Origin of the sequence: Kineococcus glutinatus, assembly GCF_039542765.1 — a bacterium.
GTDB lineage: Bacteria > Actinomycetota > Actinomycetes > Actinomycetales > Kineococcaceae > Kineococcus_A > Kineococcus_A glutinatus.
On sequence record NZ_BAABIL010000427.1, the window covers coordinates 1 to 1852 of the forward strand.

The 1852-nt window shown below is 76.5% G+C and carries 2 protein-coding genes and 1 pseudogene; 2 read left to right on the forward strand and 1 reads right to left on the reverse strand.

The annotated features are described in order from the left end of the window. Positions 1-538: heat-inducible transcriptional repressor HrcA (gene hrcA / locus ABEB16_RS15140; protein WP_345713063.1), on the reverse strand; the 538-nt coding region annotated here is incomplete at its 3' end. Positions 539-714: 176 nt separating this feature from the next. On the opposite strand from hrcA, the gene ABEB16_RS15145 reads away from it, so the two are divergent. After that, positions 715-1578, forward strand: coding sequence for a DUF3097 domain-containing protein (locus tag ABEB16_RS15145; protein WP_345713064.1), 864 nt, complete (start codon positions 715-717; stop codon positions 1576-1578). Between the two features lie 89 nt (positions 1579-1667). After that, positions 1668-1852, forward strand: a pseudogene (locus tag ABEB16_RS15150) (hypothetical protein); the annotation flags it as partial.

Sequence of the window (1852 nt, forward strand, 5' to 3'; positions counted from 1 at the left end):
GCGCCGCCAGCAGCGGCGGCAGCCCGGCGTCCGGCACCCGCGAGCGCAGGGTCACCACGCGCTGCTCGACGCGGCCGGTGTCGGTGATCAGGACCAGCAGCGCCGAGCGGCCGCCGACGTGGATGACCTCCACGTGGCGCACCGCCGCCCGCGACAGCGACGGGTACTGCACGACGGCCGCCTGGCGGGTGATCTGGGCCAGCAGCCGCACCGTGCGGTCGACGACGTCGTCGAGGTCCACCGCACCGTCGAGGAAGGTCTGGATCGCGCGCTTCTCGGCCTGCGACATCGGCTTGACGGTGGCGAGGCGGTCGACGAACAGGCGGTAGCCCTTGTCGGTGGGCACCCGGCCGGCGCTGGTGTGCGGCTGGGTGATGTACCCCTCCTCCTCCAGCACCGCCATGTCGTTGCGGATGGTGGCCGGGGACACCCCGAGCTGGTAGCGCTCGACGAGGTTCTTGGAGCCCACCGGCTCCCGGGTGCTCACGTAGTCCTCGACGATGGCGCGCAGCACGGCCAGCCTGCGGTCGTCGCTCACGTCCTCCGCACCTCCGCTCCCCGTCGGTCCCACCCGTGCCCGGCGCACACCCCTGGCACTCAGCACACCGGAGTGCCAAGTCTATGCCGCCGCGCCACCCCGCCGACCCCTCACCCGCGAGGTCGCCGGGCGCGTCGGCGCCGCGGCGGCGCCCGGGCTCACTAGCGTGCCCGTCCGTGACGCCCCCCGACCGCCCCGCCGACCGCTACGGCAGCGACGTCCTCGCCCGCGACCCCCACCCGGCCCGCCCCCGCAGCGCCGAGCGCACCGCCGAGCGCGGGCTCGTCGTGGAGGACGTCGAGACCGGCTGGACCGGTGCCGTCGTGGCCGTGGAGAAGCGCGGCGGCCTGCACGTCGTCGTCCTGGAGGACGCGCGCGGGCGCACCCGCGCCTTCCCGCTCGGCCCCGGCTTCTGGATCGACGGGCAGCCGGTGCGGCTCGTGGCGCCGAAGGGCCCCGCGGCGCCCGCCGCCCCCACCCGCACCGCCTCTGGCTCCGTCGCGGTGCGCACCGCCGCCCGCACCGCGCGCGCCTCCCGCATCCTCGTCGAGGGCCGCCACGACGCCGAGCTGGTGGAACGGGTGTGGGGCGACGACCTGCGCGTGGAGGGCGTCGTCGTGGAGCTGCTGGAGGGCGTCGACGACCTCGCCGCCGCCGTGCGCGACTTCCGCCCCGGTCCCGGGCGGCGCCTGGGGGTGCTCGTCGACCACCTGGTGCCCGGCAGCAAGGAGTCGCGCATCGTCGCGCAGGTGCGCCACCCGCACGTGCTCGTCGTGGGGCACCCCTTCGTCGACGTCTGGCAGGCGGTGCGCCCGCAGCGCCTGGGCTGGCAGCGCTGGCCGGAGATCCCGCGCGGCACGTCGTGGAAGCACGGGATCCTCGCGGCGCTGGGCTGGCCGCACGCCACGCAGGCCGACGTCGCGCACGGCTGGAAGCGCATCCTGGGCACCGTGCGCGACTACACCGACCTGGAGCCGGCGCTGCTGGGGCGGGTGGAGGAGCTGGTGGACTTCGTGACGGCGGACGCCGCCGACGCCTGAGGGCGCGGCGGACGGTGGGGACGCGACGCCTGGCGCTCGGCGCACGCACCACCGACGATGGTGGGCGAGGTCGAGGACGAGGAGGGACCGTGTCCGAGCAGCCGGGCCAGAGCGGGTCGCAGCGACCCGCCCACGGCGAGGACTGGTACGCCGAGCCACCCGCAGGCGGCGCGGGGCAACCGCAGGGGTACGCCCAGCAGCCCCCGCCGCAGGGGTACGGGCAGGGCTACGGGCAGGGCTACGGGCAGGGCTACGGGCAGGGCTACGGGCAGGG